Here is a 15128-nt window from a genome sequence, read left to right on the forward strand (position 1 = left end):
AATATTGGGCGTGAGGGAGAAGTACAATGATCTGGCGGGCTAATCCGTTTGAAATCATTGATAGAAAGTCGACTGTGGCCGGAGTGGCCGCGGCGATGATCCTCTTTGCTCCGGCCGCATTGGCTCAGGACAACACCACAGAAACGGACGCTGTTGCGCCGTGGTATGAGGCTTTCACACTCTCCATGGCCGAGGCTCCGACGCCGGAATTGGATGAAGCCACCACCTATGATCTGGAGTTTGGTGAGCGCTGGGGCGTGACACTGGGCACTCTGGAGCGGTCAGATCCGCGCCTTGATGATGATCTGACTGCGGGCGCCTTTGTCACCTTTGGTGACCGCATTCGTCTGGGTGGCCAGGTTCGCTTTGCTTCGCCCGATGACAGCTTCTTCGTTCGCAATACCGACGAGGAAGAGCGTCAGCCGGAAATCAAGTTCGAGTCGGCTCTGCGCTTCTGATTGCGCCGACCACCGCTACACCCGAAATTCCCAGACCTACCAGCCGCTTGATCGTGCGTGTATTGACCCCGCCGAGCGCGTAGATCGGGGTGGATGACCTTTTACTCCAGGCGGATAATGCCAACGGACCCATTGGATGACCGGCGCTTGAACTGGCGCTGACAAAAACGGTTGAGACCAATACCGCGTCGAGCCCGCTCGACTGGGCGCGAGACAGGCCCGCGGGCGAGTGCACCGAGCCCGTGAAAAGCCCTGTATGGCCGCGCGCGCGTTCCCGGTGTGCCTCCGCCAGCATGCGTTCCGGCCAGTGAACGCCGTCTGCCTTGCAATCCCGGGCCAGCGCGGCGTCACCGGAAATCAGGACCCGGACGCCACGCGCCTGTGCCAGACGCACGGTATCGTGCGCAATGGAAACGCGATCCGGCGCGCCGTAATGGCGATAGATCAACGCACTGCCCGGCGGCAGGTAGCGGGCCAGCGACAGCGGGTCGGGCTGGCGGTCCGGATCCGTCAGGGCGAGCAGGGCGGGTGTCCTGGCGTCACATTCGCCACGCAAGCGCGCAGCTGCGCTTGCCAACTTTCGCGCTGCATCGTAGGGCGACGTCATGACTGATACTCCGGATATACAAGCCCGCCGCGCGGCCTTGCTCGACGATATTCAGGCAACCGCACAGGATGCCGGCCGCTCTCCCGATAGCATCAAACTGGTCGCGGTTTCCAAACGCCAGCCTGAAGCGCGGTTGGAGGCGGCCCTCACCGCCGGCCAGCGTGTTTTCGGCGAGAACCGCGTGCAGGAGGCCCAGGCGCATTGGGCCGAACGCCGGGCCGCTTGGCCGGATCTCGAACTGCGCCTGATCGGCCCTTTGCAGTCCAACAAGGCCGCCGAGGCCGTCGCCCTGTTCGATGTCATAGAAACTCTCGATCGGGAGAAGCTGGCCAAGGCGTTGCGCAAGGAGATGGACATCCAGAAACGCTCACCTCGCCTTTTCGTACAGGTCAATACGGGCGACGAGCCCCAGAAGGCCGGAATCGCGCCGTCCGAAGTCGCCGATTTCGTTGGCCGGATGCGCACCGGGTACGGCTTCGCCATTGATGGTTTGATGTGCATCCCGCCGGTCGAGGAGCCGCCCGGCCTGCATTTCGCGCTCCTCGCCAAGCTCACAGCCCAGCTGGACTTGCCAGAAATGTCCATGGGCATGAGCTCCGACTATCCCACTGCCATCCGTCTCGGCGCGACCTCCGTGCGCCTGGGAACGGCTTTCTTCGGCTCCAGGGACAGCTGATAGCCCTGTCGCTAGGTGATTGTCAGCGTATCGCCTGCCCGCAAGGCCTTGAGCAGGGCGCGGACATGGTCCGGATCCAGGGCGACGCAGCCCTCGGTCGGCATGTAGTCGTCGCGCTTGCAGTGCAGGAAAATCGCTGATCCGGCCCCGGACACGGGCGGATCATCGTTGTGGCCGAGGATCAGGATGATGTCGTAGAGCCCGTCATCCCGCCACAGGGTCTCGTGCGAGGCGGGATAGGGCCGACGGACGGGCCGGTTATAGGCGGGATCGTCCGGAGCATCACACCAGCCGTCACTCTCCTGCAGGGGGCGGCAGGCCAGTCTTGTTTCAGGGCGCGCGACGCGATCGGCGCGATAGAGCACCCGTCGCACTGGGTAAGTGCCCAGCGGCGTGGCGCCGTCACCTTCACACTTGTCTGACGCCTTCGTGACTCCCGCGCGGCCCAAGGCTGCGCGTACCTTGCCGTTCTCCAGCACGAGGTGGCCATTGCGGCTGACTTGCCAATCCATTCAGGAATCGTATCTGGAAACGCGGTGGTCGGCGAGGGACATCCGGCACTGAAAAGTGCGCGTGTCCACTTCGCCTCCCCCACCACGGAGCTTTGTCCGGGCAACCGGACCTGTCATTAACCAAGCAAGTTCAAGGCCAGACCGGGCACACACAAAACTGGGCAAATCTGACCGAACCAGCAAAATCTGCCGGGCAGAATCTGCCACTCGGCAGGAATTGCCTTGTGAAACGAAATGGGCATGATCAACGCATGAACGCGCAAAAAACAATTCTGATCGTCGATGATGACGAAGACCTTCGTGAAGCGCTCGTCGAGCAATTCGCCCTGCATGAAGAATTCCGCACCCTGTCCGCCGACACGGCCGGTGGGGGAATGGGGATCGCCCGCAATGAGCGCGCTGACCTTGTCCTGCTGGATGTGGACCTGCCGGACATGGACGGGCGCGAGGCCTGCCGCCTGATGCGCAAGAACGGGATCACCGCCCCGATTGTCATGCTGACCGGTCAGGACACGGATGCGGACCAGATCCTCGGTCTCGAGTCCGGCGCCAATGATTATGTCACCAAGCCGTTCAAATTCTCGGTTCTGTTGGCGCGGGTTCGGGCCCATTTGCGCAGTCATGAGCAGAGCGAGGATGCCGTTTTCCAGGTCGGTCCGTATGAATTCCGGCCGTCGATGAAGCTCTTGCTGACATCGGACGAGAAGAAGATCCGGTTGACCGAGAAAGAAACCAATATTCTCAAATATCTCTACCGGGCGGGCGGCAAGCCGGTGCCGCGCGACGAGCTGTTGCACGAGGTCTGGGGTTATAATCCGGCGGTGACCACGCACACGCTGGAGACCCATATCTACCGCCTGCGCCAGAAGATAGAGCCTGATCCCGCGCACGCGCGATTGCTGGTCACGGAGAGCGGCGGCTACCGATTGCAAAACTGAAGCGGGTAGCCGCCTGAGGATTAATCGCCCAGGGTCAGCACGACCGGTGCGTGGTCTGACGGCTTTTCGCGGCTGCGTTCGTCCTCCCAGATCCGGAAGGCGTCGCGGCCGCCGGCCAAGGCCCGGTCGCGGGCGGCGGGTGCGGCCCAGATATGGTCCAGGCGCCGGCCGCGATTGGCCTTGCGCCAATCCTTCGCCCGATAGCTCCACCAGGTGTAGATCTTCTCGTCCATCGGGATGAGTTCCCGGGCCACGTCCGAGAATTGGCCGGCTTGCCGGATGCGCTCCAGCGCTTCGGTCTCGACCGGCGTGTGCGAGATCACTTTCAGCAATTGCTTGTGTGACCAGACATCGTGCTCATAGGGCGCGATGTTGAAATCGCCGACCAGGATGAGCGGCGCATTATCGGCCGCGCGCTCGGTAAAATAGCGTTCGATCCGCTCGAGAAAGGCCAGTTTGTGGGAAAAGCGCGGATTGATCGCCGGGTCCGGCTCGTCTCCGCCTGCGGGAATGTAGAAATTATGGAGTTCCAGGCCTTCCACACCTACCCGTTGGTGCCGGGCCTCGCCGCGAGGGCAAAGGTCGCAATCGCCCAGATCCTCCAGCGGGTACTTCGACGCGATGGCGACGCCATGCATGCCTTTCTGGCCGCGCACATGGAAATGCCTGAAACCCATTTCGCGGAAAGTGTCCTCCGGAAACTGGTCGGTCTGGCACTTGATCTCCTGCAGGCAGAGTACGTCCGGATCGGCTTCGCGAACCCAGTCTGCGATGAGTGGGACGGCGCGCAGGCGCACGGAATTGATGTTCCAGCTGGCAAGGGTAAGCGGCATGACAGGCTTTCGGTCTAAGGGTCCGGATCAGAGGATATTATAGGTCGCGCCGGCGAGGCCGACCGGCCAGCGCCCGCGCGCGAACAGGCGCCAGCGTGCAAGGAAGGGGTGGGGAGGTTCGTCATCCTCGGCCTCGGCCAGAATGACCAGGGCGGCTCCATTGGCGGCCTGGGCCAGCGCACCGGCGGCGGCATTGACCAGGGCCATGTCCTCGACGTCATCCATGGCGGCGGCGTCTTCGACGATGTCCCGTGCGCTGTCGCCGGTCTTCTGCGCCACCATGGACAGCGCGGCGTGCACGGCTTCCTCATCGAGGCGTTCCAGGACCCGGGACACCAGGCCGGTGCGCAGCATTTCCTCGGCTTCCCAGCTGACCGGATCCCGATCGAGCGTCTCGGCAGCGCCGGCGGCCTCTTCCCAGTCCGAGAGGACGGCGGGGTCGGCGTCGGGGAAACCCAGACCGTCAAGATAGGCGCGGGCGAGGAATTGTTCGCGCTCATCCAGCGGCTCGCCGAGGCGGGCGAACCAGGAATTCGAGTTCAGGCTCTCGGCGAAGGCTTTCGCCTTGTAGAGCAGCGGAATTTCTTCGAGCAGGCGCGGGATGTCCGCGTCATCGGGATCATCATGGAATTGCATGAGGCGTATTTAACCCTCATTCCCGCCGCGCAACAGGGCGAAGGTGCGTGTGATCGGGTTGATGGTGTCCCCAAACGAATTGCGCCCGGTCTCGAGGGGGAGGAGACCGGGCGCAAAGCCATGCGCTTGTCTGTTCGAGCGCAGCGCCGGGAGGGGATCAATCCGGCGCGACTGAGGTCAGGATCCGCAAGCGGGGGGACGACGCCGATCCATCGCCTCTCAGTCAGCGTAACAATAACGCCACAGCGTCCGGTCTTTTACAAATAAAAAATGAGAAAGGAATTGCGTGTGTCGAAAAAGCCTCAATTGATCATCGACCACGACGGGAATCGCGGCGGTCTTCGGGTTCCGGAATGACGAATAGGCGCGGGTTGAGGCGCATGCCAGACTGCACATCAGTCAGGCTGACCCGCGTAATTTCCCCAAGCGCATCCGTGACATACCATTCACGCAGTTCGTAATTCGGTTCCGCAAAGACGAACATGATTTCGCCTTCCATCTCCCCCGACGGGTCGCGCAGTGTGAGATACAGAAATCCGAACTCACGCTCCATCGAGACGATGGCCGCGTCGGATTCGATGTCAATTTCTGGTTTGAGCAGCCACCAGAGCGGGGTTGAGCGCAGCGGTATCCGGTCGACGGTTTCCAGCGCCTGGTCTTCCACCGCGACCGTGGTGCCATCGGCAATGATGCGCAACGGATTGGGATCATCATAGTCGAGGCGCAGCCGACCCGGCCGCGCCAGGGCCAGATTCCCCTCCGCGAACGATCCGTCCGGCGCAATCTGGATAAAGCGTGACTGGAGCGTCTCCACCGAGTTCAGATAGGTGTTGATCCCGGCCAGGACTTGATCCCGGTCGAGCTCGGCACCGGATGTGTCCGAAGACGCCTGAGCCGCCGACTCTGCCAAGTCAGGCTGCTCAGCCGCCGCAGCTGGGTCGGAGGCCTGCAGAAAGGCCAGGGAAGCAAGCAGTATAATCATGATGCCAAGCTGGCCCGGGAATGCGGCGTGAGCAAGACCGCGATGTTCATGTCCTGCTCAGCCGCAGCACCCCGTTTCAGTTGCGGCCCAAGTCCGGATAGCGGACCTCATAGGCGGAGAGTCGGGAAGATCGCCAGTGCGGCGCAAAAATGAAGCGCCCGTCCGGCGTTCCGCCGATCGAGTTGAGCATGATCTCCTCATCCTCATACCCGTCAAGGACGGTCAGACCCTGGGCTTCGGACCAGTGCAACAGGCGACCGCGAAGGTCGCTGAGCACAAGTCCGCCGCGACCATCAGTGACCACACCGTCGAGCGAGCCTTCATTCTCCAGCAGGACAGTCAGATCGAGCGTATCGGGGTCGATCCGGATCAGCCGACCTTCCCCGCTGGAGGTGACAACATAGATCCAGCCATCGACATACTCCACGCCATTGGCGCCAGTGAAGCGATCATCGTCGAAAACCCGCTCCCATTCGCCGTCCTGCAGCGTGTAGAGGGCCCCCCCTCGCGTATCTGTGATCCAGATACGGCCACTCGGGTCGATGGCGATATCGTTCAGCACGACATCGTCATGAGCGAAATCCCAGCGCTCGAGTTCCGCGCCTGTATCCAGGTCCATGGCCACGAGGGTCCGGGCGCCTTCAATCATGAAGAGGCGACCATTGGCGGACACAATACCGAGCGGGCTGACATAGCCCTCGACCCAGCGGCCCTGCCATTCCCCGGTCACCAGGTTCAGGCGGGAGAGGAAACCGTTCGCCTCCGGCTCTTCGGACTCGCTGGCGGGCCCCTGATTGCCGATATAGGCCCAGTCACTGCCTTCCGGCACGTGCACGGCTTCGGGCCGCTGTACATTTTCGGTGCGCCATAGCTCGATCGCCGACGGTCTGTCCTGAGCGACGGTGCTCGCTCCGGCCAGCGCAAGGCCGGCCGCGATATAGATCATTTTCAAGATGCGTCCCCTCATTCCTGCCCCCCAGCGTCCGCAAGCTCGCAGGTGCTTGGTTCCAGGGCCATTCACGAACCGGTGAGGACCGGCTCAGCTATCGCCATGTTCCGGCAGGTAGATCTCGCGGCGGCCGGCATGGTCGGCGGGGCCGATCATGCCTTCTTCTTCCAATCGCTCGATCAGCGTGGCGGCGCGGTTATAGCCAATCTGCAGGCGGCGCTGGATATAGGAGGTCGACGCTTTGCGATCACGGGCCACGACGGCAACGGCCTGGTCGAACAGGGCATCTCCACTGCCTTCGCCGTCATCCATGCCGGGCAGACCGCCCTCGTCATCATCCCCGCCCGCTGTGACCGCTTCGAGATACTCCGGCGCGCCCTGCTTTTTCAGGAAGGCTGCTACGTCCTCAACCTCCTTGTCCGAAACGAAAGGACCGTGAAGGCGCCGCAGTCGGCCACCGGAGGCCATGTAGAGCAGGTCGCCCATGCCGAGCAGCTGTTCAGCGCCCTGCTCGCCCAGAATGGTGCGGCTGTCGATCTTGGAGGTGACCGAATAGGAGATCCGGGTCGGGAAATTGGCCTTGATCGTGCCGGTGATGACATCGACCGAGGGGCGTTGTGTGGCTGTGACCAGGTGAATGCCGGCGGCGCGGGCCATTTGAGCCAGGCGCTGGACGGCGCCTTCGATCTCCTTGCCGGCGACCATCATGAGATCGGCCATTTCGTCGATCACGACGACGATATAGGGCATTTTCTCGGCGGTAATGGTCTCGGTCTCGAAGACCGGTTCGCCGCTTTCCTTGTCATACCCGGTCTGGACCGTGCGTGAGAGTTCCTCACCGCTCGCCAGGGCTTCGGCCACGCGCTCATTGAAGCCGGCGACATTGCGCACACCGACCTTGGACATGCGCAGATAGCGGCTCTCCATCTCGCGCACAGCCCATTTCAGCGCGACGACGGCCTTCTTGGGATCGGTGACGACCGGGCTCAGAAGGTGTGGAATGCCGTCATAGACCGAGAGTTCCAGCATTTTCGGGTCGATCATGATCATCCGGCAGTCTTCCGGCGGCAGCCGGTAGAGCAGGGACAGGATCATGGCATTGATACCGACCGATTTGCCCGAGCCCGTGGTGCCGGCGATCAGCAGGTGCGGCATGCGGGCAAGGTCGGCGACAAAGGGTTCGCCGCCAATCGTCTCACCGAGCGCGAACGGCAGTTCGGCCTTGGCGTCCTCAAAGGCCTTGGAATTGAACAGGGCGCGCAGGAAAACAGTTTCGCGTTTGGGGTTTGGCAGTTCGATCCCGATCGCATTGCGGCCGGGGACGACGGCGACGCGCGCGGCCATCGTGCTCATCGAGCGGGCGATATCATCGGCCAGATTGATGACGCGCGAGGACTTCACCCCCGGTGCGGGTTCGAATTCATACAGGGTAACGACCGGGCCGGGGCGCACCTGGACAATTTCGCCCTTCACGCCGAAATCCGACAAAACGCCTTGAAGAAGCTCAGCATTCTGGCGCAGGGCCAGTTCGTCGACGGCGTCATTGCGCACGCTCGGCTTGGTCAACAAGTCCAGCCGCGGCAGTTTGAACCCTTCGCTGCGCGCGAAGGGCAGCGCCCCCTGGGCTTCCCTGACATCCCGATCCGATGCCTTGGACTTGCGCGAGGGAGCCACCTTGACCGACGGGTTATGGGGAGAGGGGTCCGGCTCGCCGGCGCGTGCCGCGGTGGGTGCAGGTCCGGAGTCTGCGGCCCGCATGGCGCGTCTCAGAACGGGTTCTTCGTGGCGGTCTCCGTCCGGTTCATCCTCGTCATCTTCGTGCGCCTCTCGACCCCATCCGCCGAGGCGTCCGCGCAATTGGTCGAACCAGACCCGCAGCGTGGCCCAGGCCAGGCCGCCGGCATCCACCGCATTGGTGAGGTCGCGGGCGCGCAGGCCGAAGGTGAAGAAGATACCGGCAATCGACAGAAGCAGCGCAAAACCGGCCGCCAGGGCGACCGGCACAGGCAAATCCAGTCGCGCCGGCAGTGAGGCCAGTGAGGTCAGTGCGGCATCGCCGATCACGCCGCCCAGACCCGGCGCAAGTGGCCAGGCTTGCGGTACGGGCAAGGATGCGACTGCGGCGGCAAACCCGGTTGTGCCCAGCCCGGCGAAAAACCAGCGGAAAATCGCCACTGACCCGCTGCGAGGCTGCGGCGTTCGCCAGATCAGGATGCCGCCCCAGATGGCAAGGGCGATGGCGGGTCCGCCCGCCGCCCAGCCGAGTGCCTGCAAGAAGGCGTCACTGACGGTCGCACCCGGGCGCCCCATCCAGTTTCCGATTTCGCCATCCGACGCGACATTCCAGCTTGGATCGAGCACGTTGTGGGTCAGCAGCGAGACCATCAGGAAGACACCGCCAGCCAGCATCAGGCAGCCAAAGGCAATATCTGCAAGGCGCAGCCGCCAGCGCGGCGTCGGCTTGGCTACGGCCTTGGGAGTCTTGGCTTTGCGGGTCGAAGGTTTGCGGCTCATCCTGTCGTCCTAACGCTGCAAGTCTTCCCGGGCGGTAAACAAAGGTTAACAGCGCTGCGACGCTCTGGCCGCTTTTCACCGTCAACAAAGCGCTTATTCTGCCTGCATGATGAAGTCAGCAGAATTTGATGGCGATGTTGTGATCGCCGGCGGTGGCCTGGCCGGCATGACCCTGGCCCTGGCCATGGATCAGGCCGGGCTGAGTGTGGCCCTTGTCGACGCGCTGGAGATCGAGGACCAGCTGGCGCCGAGCTTTGATGGTCGGGCCTCAGCGCTTGCTTATACGTCCTGGCGCATGTTCGAAGCTCTGGGCGTGGCCGAGTTTCTCAAGCCATACACCCAGCGGATCGAGCATATCCTGGTCTGCGACGGGCGCCCCTATGGGGGCGATAAGCCCGGTGGACCCGGCCCGCACACACTGCATTTCGATCGCCGCGAGATCTCCGAAGGCGAACACGGTGAGCCGCTCGGCTGGATGGCGGAGAACCGGCATTCCCGTTTCGCCCTGATCCAGGCCATCAAGGCCCGCCCGGGCATCAAGGTCTTTGCGCCGGCGCGGGCGGAGCGGCATGAGACGCGCGGGGACGGCGTCGACCTTTTCCTGGAGGATGGCCGCTATCTGTCCGGCCAGCTTCTGGTTGCCTGTGACGGCAAGTTTTCGCCCCGACGCCGGCAGGAAGGAATCCGTACCGCCGGTTGGCAATATGGTCAGAAAGGCCTTGTTGCCACGGTCCGACATTCCGAGCCGCATAATGGCGTGGCCTATGAGTATTTCCTGCCGTCAGGCCCCTTTGCCATCCTGCCGCTTCCTGACAACCGGGCCTCCCTCGTCTGGACCGAGCCGGATGCCGTTGCCGATGCGCTGAAGGACGCTCCGGAGGCCGTCTTCCAGGAAGAGCTCGAGAATCGCTTTGGTGATTTCCTCGGCGATGTGCGTCCGGAAGGGCCGCGTTTCGCCTATCCGCTGGGGCTGAAATATGCCGAGCGATTCTGCGAGGAGCGTGTGGCCTTTGTCGGCGATGCGGCACGCGGCATTCACCCGCTCGCGGGGCAGGGCTTCAATCTGGGTATTCGTGACGCCGCCGCCTTGGCCGAAGTGGTTGGCGAGGCCCGGCGCGTCGGTCTGGATATCGGCGCACTCCTAACGCTGCGGCGCTATGAGGATTGGCGCAAATTTGACAGTGCGACGCTGGCAGCGGGGACGGATATCTTCAACCGGCTCTTCTCGAACGATATCGAGCCGCTTCGCCAATTGCGCGGCTTGGGCCTGTCCCTGGTCAACAAGATCGGCCCGGCCCGGCGCTTTTTCATGCGCCAGGCTGGCGGCGAAACGGGCGATCCGCCCCGACTGCTCAAGGGTCAGCGTCTGGATGCTGCTTAAGCGACCGGCTTTCGGGGCGCGACAGGATCAAAACGGGTTGAGCGTATACCCGTCCTGCTGCAGCAAGGCGTGGGCGGTCATCGCTGAGAGCGCCATTTCCACGCCAGGCAGAAGGTCTTCGCGCGAAACGTCGTAATAGGCCGCACTCTGACCGCAGACGATCACCCGAACGCCATGCGTGAGCAGGGTCGCGACCAGGTCCGCATTGCCGGCCGCGCTTTCGCCGGCGACGTCATGCACGGCGCCGCCATGAATGACGATGGCGAGGTGGAGGTTACCTGCTTCAACGCCGTTGGCGACATGCATGTTGAGAAAGCGCGCGGCGCTGGTCAGCGTGCGGTTGAGGCTGTCGGTATCGGAGCGCGTGGCGCTGTCGAAGGCGATCTGGAAGACGCTGTTGTCCGGCAGGGCCGAGGTCATGTCGACAGCGGCGATTTGACCATAATCAGCGATCAGCGGCCCGGCCCCGAAATCCTCTGGCCCGGCCAGGGCCGGTGCGCTCTGGAGTGCAATGAACAGGCTCGTCGCAGCGAGCAGGGCAGGTCGCGCGGTACGCGGAATGATGGCAGGCAACATGAAGGTCTCCGGACTGTCTTGCCATCAATTTAGCGCGGTCCGGCGGCCTTGTCCCTCAACTGTCCTTCAGCGTGGGCCCCGTATGGCATCTAGCGCGCGCGCGATTCGCAGGCTGTTTGAGGCCAGCGAGGGGTGAGGCGCACCGCCATTGAGGTGAGTGACCATGCCTTCCACGTGCGGCAGCTGAACCGGATCCGGATTGTCGATCATGATCCGTGTCGTGCCGGCCTCGGTGACCACTTCGAGGGCGGCATCGTCGAAGACCGAGAAGCGAATCTCGCCATGCGAGCCCAGAATGCGCACATGATCCTCATGTCCGAAGGCGGCGAAATTCCAGAACCCGCTGCCGGTCGCCCCGTTTGCATGCTGCCAACTGGCCGCAAATGCGCTGGGGCTGGTGTAGAGTGTGTGTTGGTGAGTTGCTTGCCCGGAAGCCTCGACGAGCGGGCCAATCAAATGGTCGAACAGGTCGAGCCCGTGACAGGCGAGATCGTCAAAATAGCCACCCGGCGCCGCCTCGATTTCCGTTCGCCAGTTCGGCAGGCCGGCGAGATCGGTTGCGTTGGGCTCGCGGGTCAGTCGCCACTCAACATGCCGGACCGCCCCGATCTCGCCGGCGTCAATCCATGCACCAATTTGGGCGAAGCGCGGCAGACTGCGTCGGTAGTAGGCCACAAATAGCGGCTGACCGGCGGCTTCAAAAGCGCTGGTGATGGCCTCCGTCTCGACCCCGGTATTGGCCAGCGGCTTTTCGATACAACAGGGTTTGCCCGCGCCGGCGACCTTTTCAGCGAGTTCCGGGTGGGAAGCAGGCGGTGTGGCGATATAGATCGCATCAACCGTATCGTGGTTCAGCAGGTCTTCGAGGTTCGCGCAAACCGTCGCGACCCGGTGCCTGGCGGCATAGGCTGTCGCCTGTTCCGGGCGCCGGGCCCAGACCGCGACCAATTCGCTGTTCCGGGCCTGCTGGTAGGCCGGGCCACTCTTGCGCTCGGTCACGTCACCGCATCCGATCATGCCCCAGCGCCAGGTCTTTGCGGTCATACCCTGTGTCCTCGCCGGTTGAATCAGCGCGCGGCTTCTCCCAGCGCATAAAGATAGTCCCAGGTGAAAATCCCGCTGTCATGTCCATCATCGAAGGTCAGGCGGACCGCATAACGTCCGACAGGCTCCGCAGCTGTGATGCCGACATTCTCCTTGCCGGTGACGATTTTCTTCTGGCCGGCGCCATGGCCCTGGACTTCAGCGCTCGGGCTTTCCACGCGCAAGGTCTCGAACGGGATCGAGAAACTCTCCCCGTCATCAAAGCGGGCATGAAGGGCCTTGTCGGTGCTTGAAAAGTCCAGCTTCTCGGGCCAGGGGCGTGACATGGTCAATCCTCAAGTCTGCGGGCTTCGTCGGGCAGCATGATGGGGATGCCATCGCGCACCGGATAGGCGAGGCCGGCACCCTTGGAGATCAGCTCATTGGCCTCGCGATCAAAGTGCAAAGTCTCGCGGGTCACCGGGCAGACCAGGATTTCCAGGAGTTTCGGGTCGATCTCGCGGGTCTCGGCGTCGCTCATGGACACTCTCCTCAGGAAAACAGGATGGCGGACAGACGGCGACGTCCGTCACGGGTCACTTCGGAGGCCGGGCCGGCCGCGTCGAAGACTTTCAGAAGCAGGGTCCGCGCGGCCTGCTCATTCCATTCGCGATCCAGCGCGGTGATAGCGATCAACTGGTCGACCGCGCCCTTGTGATCGCCTGCCGCAACGAGCGCTTCGGCAAGGTCATAGCGGGCCTGGAGATCACTGGAATCCGCCGCAACAGCCTGGCGCAAAGCCGCTGTGGCTGCATCGTCGGCGGGGGCACCGGTTGCCAGTTCCAGCGCCGCGCGGGCACCGTCGATCGCGGGATCATCGGCGCGGTCTTCCGGCACTTGTGCGAGAATTTGTCGGGCCTTGTCGGCATCTCCGGCTTTCAGCCAGACCCGGACAAGTCCGGCTATGGCGCCGGGATGGCCGGGGTCGGACTGCAGAACCGTCCCGAAATCCTGGGATGCGCCTTGCAAGTCCCCGGTTTCGATGGCGGCGAGACCCCGTTCGACCATGGCGCGGATTTCCGCCTCGCTGGGTCCCTTGCCGGAAATGCGGCCGATGAAATCCTTGATCTGGCTTTCCGGAAGCGCACCGGTAAAGCCGTCCACCGGCTGGCCATTCTTGAAGGCATAGACTGCGGGGATGGATTGAACCCGCAATTGCTGGGCGATGCCCGGATTCTCGTCGATATTGATTTTCACCAGTTTGACCGCGCCGCCTGCGTCATGGACGCATTTCTCGATCATCGGGCCCAATTGCCGACAGGGGCCACACCAGGGCGCCCAGAAGTCAACGATGACCGGAACATCCTTGGACGGTTCGACGACATCCTGCATGAAGGTGCGATCCGAGGAATCGCGCACCAGGTCGTCTTGGGCCGTGCCTTGTCCGTTGTCGCCGCCGATAAGGGTCATGCCGGTTTCCTTGTCTTTGCCTGGTTCATTGCCGCGGTCTGGTATGACTGACTAAGTGGCCTCTGAGGCACGCGGATGCAAGCGGTCACTGCGCCGCATCTTCTGCTGCCGCGAGGGCGCCGAGGTCCAGGATCTCCGGTTCGCGATCCGTGTCCCGCACGAAGCGAAGAAGGTCGTCCGCGGCAATAGCGGTCGTGGCGTTGTTCGAAAGTGGATGGAAATTGACGATGTCATGCGCCATCAGCGCCGCATCGAGCACGAAGCGGACCCGGACGTCCGGATCATTCATCAGCGCAAAGGCCGTGACCGAGCCCGGCGTGACTCCGAGCGTTTCGAGCAGGAGTTCGGGTTTCCCGAAAGACAGGCGCCCACAGCCCAGGACTGTGTGCAGCTTGTTGATGCGGATGCTGGTTTCGGCCAGGGCCGAGATCAGGATGAGGACACCCTTCTTGTCTTTCAGGAACAGGTTCTTGGTATGCCCGCCCGGCATGTCATCCTTCATACCCTCGCCTTCGGCGACGGTGAAGATGGGTGGATGCTCATGGGTCTTGTGAGCAATACCGAGAGCATCAAGGCGTGCGAAGAGGTCAGTGCGGCTGGCGATCATGACCTTGTTGAAGCGCGGCTGCAGATGATGTGCAAGAGGACGGAAACAGACGCTTGCAATCTTCGAAGCTTTGCGCGATATACCCCGCTCCCCGGCGGGGCCATGCCCTGCCAGTCGTGAGCGGGCGTAGCTCAGGGGTAGAGCGTCACCTTGCCAAGGTGAATGTCGTGAGTTCGAATCTCATCGCCCGCTCCATTCTCTTCCCCATTTTGATTCCTGGTCCGGTTTGATCGCTTGGCTGTCAGGCCGGTCCCGGCCTCAGGACAGTTTCAGTTCGCGCTGACGCACATAGGCGTCATGGCGCGGATCCCGGGCGCGCAATACCGGTCGCGTATTGAAGAGCAGGTGCGGCAGTCCAATCCGCAAGGCCGCAGGGGCCTGGATGTGGGGTCGCGGGGTCTTGTTCGGACGCATGGTCATGAAAGCCTCCTTGCCATGAAAGAGCATGGTCACACGCCAGAAAGGCAGGCACGGGGCAGCGGCAAGGCCATTTCCCGGCCATTGCGTTCATCGTTCGATCAGGTTTGCGGGAAAGGTGTGTCGTCCGCGCCCGACCCAAAGGCCGGGCGCTGAACAATCAACTGGCAAGGGAACGCAGCAGATCGATTACGCGTCGTCTGACCGTCTGGTCCTTGATGCCGGAAAAGGCTGACGCCAGAGCCAGGCCGTCCGGGCTGGCAATGAAATCATACAGAGTGTCGGAATCGCCGCCCTTGAGCTCGGACGAGCCATCCTCTTCCAGGCCTTCGAAGAAGTAGGAGACCGGGACTTCCATGACTTTGGCGACATGGAACAGGCGGCTGGCGCCAATCCGGTTGGTGCCGCGTTCATACTTCTGGACTTGCTGGAACGTCACACCGAGCTTTTCGCCCAATTCCGACTGGCTCATTTCCAGAAGGCTGCGCCGCAGCCGCAGTCTGGCCCCGACATGCTGATCAATACTGGTTGGGCCTCGTGCACTCATCG

19 protein-coding genes and 1 tRNA gene are annotated in these 15128 nt (G+C 62.8%); 5 read left to right on the forward strand and 15 right to left on the reverse strand.

Features of this window, described 5'->3' with window-relative positions; translation table 11 throughout:
- Positions 1–26 precede the first annotated feature (26 nt).
- Positions 27–458 carry an NtrZ family periplasmic regulatory protein gene (locus Q0X62_RS01620; protein WP_297730898.1) on the forward strand — a complete coding sequence of 144 codons (432 nt, stop codon included), beginning with the start codon at positions 27–29 and terminating at the stop codon, positions 456–458.
- On the opposite strand, the gene Q0X62_RS01625 is transcribed toward Q0X62_RS01620, so the two are convergent.
- Positions 430–1065 (reverse strand): thiamine phosphate synthase, encoded by a 636-nt coding sequence (locus Q0X62_RS01625; RefSeq protein WP_297730900.1) that lies wholly within the window; start codon positions 1063–1065, stop codon positions 430–432. The two genes, Q0X62_RS01620 and Q0X62_RS01625, sit on opposite strands and share 29 nt — an antisense overlap.
- Here Q0X62_RS01625 and Q0X62_RS01630 point away from each other — a divergent pair.
- Entirely contained in the window at positions 1064–1741 is a 678-nt protein-coding gene (locus Q0X62_RS01630; RefSeq protein WP_297730902.1) for a YggS family pyridoxal phosphate-dependent enzyme, read from the forward strand. The genes Q0X62_RS01625 and Q0X62_RS01630 overlap by 2 nt on opposite strands.
- An 11-nt stretch (positions 1742–1752) precedes the next feature.
- On the opposite strand, the gene Q0X62_RS01635 is transcribed toward Q0X62_RS01630, so the two are convergent.
- Positions 1753–2253, reverse strand: coding sequence for a L,D-transpeptidase family protein (locus tag Q0X62_RS01635; protein ID WP_297730905.1), 501 nt, complete (start codon positions 2251–2253; stop codon positions 1753–1755).
- A 251-nt stretch (positions 2254–2504) separates the two neighbouring features.
- On the opposite strand from Q0X62_RS01635, the gene Q0X62_RS01640 reads away from it, so the two are divergent.
- Positions 2505–3191, forward strand: coding sequence for a response regulator transcription factor (locus tag Q0X62_RS01640; protein ID WP_297730907.1), 687 nt, complete (start codon positions 2505–2507; stop codon positions 3189–3191).
- A gap of 20 nt (positions 3192–3211) precedes the next feature.
- On the opposite strand, the gene xth is transcribed toward Q0X62_RS01640, so the two are convergent.
- The 5 genes from xth to Q0X62_RS01665 all read right to left on the reverse strand — a co-directional run bounded on the left by xth (position 3212) and on the right by Q0X62_RS01665 (position 9105).
- Positions 3212–4024 carry an exodeoxyribonuclease III gene (gene xth, locus Q0X62_RS01645; RefSeq protein ID WP_297730909.1) on the reverse strand — a complete coding sequence of 271 codons (813 nt, stop codon included), beginning with the start codon at positions 4022–4024 and terminating at the stop codon, positions 3212–3214.
- Positions 4025–4051: 27 nt separating this feature from the next.
- Positions 4052–4660, reverse strand: a complete 609-nt coding sequence (locus Q0X62_RS01650) for a hypothetical protein (RefSeq protein WP_297730911.1) — start codon at positions 4658–4660, stop codon at positions 4052–4054.
- A 310-nt stretch (positions 4661–4970) separates the two neighbouring features.
- On the reverse strand, positions 4971–5642 hold the full coding sequence (locus Q0X62_RS01655; protein ID WP_297730913.1) for an outer membrane lipoprotein carrier protein LolA: 672 nt from the start codon (positions 5640–5642) through the stop codon (positions 4971–4973).
- Between the two features lie 76 nt (positions 5643–5718).
- Positions 5719–6594 (reverse strand): hypothetical protein, encoded by an 876-nt coding sequence (locus Q0X62_RS01660; protein WP_297730915.1) that lies wholly within the window; start codon positions 6592–6594, stop codon positions 5719–5721.
- Positions 6595–6681: 87 nt separating this feature from the next.
- The gene (locus Q0X62_RS01665) at positions 6682–9105 is read right to left on the reverse strand and encodes a DNA translocase FtsK (RefSeq protein ID WP_297730917.1); all 2424 of its coding nucleotides are present in this window, start codon (positions 9103–9105) and stop codon (positions 6682–6684) included.
- A 106-nt stretch (positions 9106–9211) separates the two neighbouring features.
- On the opposite strand from Q0X62_RS01665, the gene Q0X62_RS01670 reads away from it, so the two are divergent.
- Complete coding sequence (locus Q0X62_RS01670) at positions 9212–10486, forward strand: UbiH/UbiF/VisC/COQ6 family ubiquinone biosynthesis hydroxylase (protein ID WP_297730919.1); 1275 nt, start codon at positions 9212–9214, stop codon at positions 10484–10486.
- A gap of 27 nt (positions 10487–10513) precedes the next feature.
- On the opposite strand, the gene Q0X62_RS01675 is transcribed toward Q0X62_RS01670, so the two are convergent.
- The 6 genes from Q0X62_RS01675 to Q0X62_RS01700 all read right to left on the reverse strand — a co-directional run bounded on the left by Q0X62_RS01675 (position 10514) and on the right by Q0X62_RS01700 (position 14159).
- Complete coding sequence (locus Q0X62_RS01675) at positions 10514–11062, reverse strand: DsrE family protein (protein ID WP_297730921.1); 549 nt, start codon at positions 11060–11062, stop codon at positions 10514–10516.
- 66 nt (positions 11063–11128) lie between these two features.
- The gene (locus tag Q0X62_RS01680; RefSeq protein WP_297730923.1) at positions 11129–12106 is read right to left on the reverse strand and encodes a Gfo/Idh/MocA family oxidoreductase; all 978 of its coding nucleotides are present in this window, start codon (positions 12104–12106) and stop codon (positions 11129–11131) included.
- Between the two features lie 23 nt (positions 12107–12129).
- Entirely contained in the window at positions 12130–12432 is a 303-nt protein-coding gene (locus Q0X62_RS01685; RefSeq protein WP_297730925.1) for a DUF971 domain-containing protein, read from the reverse strand.
- A gap of 2 nt (positions 12433–12434) precedes the next feature.
- The gene (locus Q0X62_RS01690) at positions 12435–12626 is read right to left on the reverse strand and encodes a Trm112 family protein (protein WP_366946087.1); all 192 of its coding nucleotides are present in this window, start codon (positions 12624–12626) and stop codon (positions 12435–12437) included.
- Between the two features lie 11 nt (positions 12627–12637).
- Positions 12638–13555, reverse strand: coding sequence for a thioredoxin (gene trxA / locus Q0X62_RS01695; RefSeq protein WP_297730927.1), 918 nt, complete (start codon positions 13553–13555; stop codon positions 12638–12640).
- A gap of 85 nt (positions 13556–13640) precedes the next feature.
- Positions 13641–14159, reverse strand: coding sequence for a YbaK/EbsC family protein (locus tag Q0X62_RS01700; RefSeq protein WP_366946088.1), 519 nt, complete (start codon positions 14157–14159; stop codon positions 13641–13643).
- Between the two features lie 123 nt (positions 14160–14282).
- Here Q0X62_RS01700 and Q0X62_RS01705 point away from each other — a divergent pair.
- Positions 14283–14357, forward strand: a tRNA-Gly gene (locus Q0X62_RS01705).
- Positions 14358–14420: 63 nt separating this feature from the next.
- Here Q0X62_RS01705 and Q0X62_RS01710 read toward each other — a convergent pair.
- Together Q0X62_RS01710 and Q0X62_RS01715 are read right to left on the reverse strand one after the other, a co-directional pair.
- A complete protein-coding gene (locus Q0X62_RS01710) occupies positions 14421–14582 on the reverse strand; it encodes a hypothetical protein (protein ID WP_297730931.1) in 162 nt (53 codons plus the stop codon).
- Between the two features lie 157 nt (positions 14583–14739).
- Positions 14740–15126, reverse strand: a complete 387-nt coding sequence (locus Q0X62_RS01715) for a helix-turn-helix domain-containing protein (protein ID WP_297730932.1) — start codon at positions 15124–15126, stop codon at positions 14740–14742.
- Positions 15127–15128 lie beyond the last annotated feature (2 nt).

The organism is uncultured Maricaulis sp. (assembly GCF_947259345.1).
In the GTDB taxonomy this organism is placed as follows: domain Bacteria; phylum Pseudomonadota; class Alphaproteobacteria; order Caulobacterales; family Maricaulaceae; genus Maricaulis.